This is a genomic window from Bacillus tequilensis KCTC 13622 (assembly GCF_000507145.1).
GTDB lineage: Bacteria > Bacillota > Bacilli > Bacillales > Bacillaceae > Bacillus > Bacillus tequilensis.
The window spans coordinates 1-237 of the sequence record NZ_AYTO01000002.1 but is presented as its reverse complement, the minus strand read 5'-3'; the positions used below and the strand labels follow the sequence as shown (position 1 = coordinate 237).

Sequence of the window (237 nt, the reverse complement as noted above, 5' to 3'; positions counted from 1 at the left end):
ACATTGAAGGATAATTGGGATACAAAAATGATTCACGGGGATGCATACACACGGCTGCACTATATTACTTATTTGGGCGGAAGTCTTCTGTTATTGAAAGGTGGAAAGTCCTCTGTCTCAACGGGCTCGAAAGATCTTGCTAAAGTTGGGAAAGCAGCTGGTGGCACAATTAAGAAAGGCGGAAAATCTGTAAAACAATTTGTCAAATCTCCTGTCAATCGGTATACTCCTGCATTA

Annotated in this window: 1 pseudogene; it reads left to right on the top strand. The window is 41.4% G+C overall.

Annotated features, from left to right (window positions below):
- Positions 1–237: pseudogene (locus tag V756_RS1000000124185) on the top strand (hypothetical protein); the annotation flags it as partial.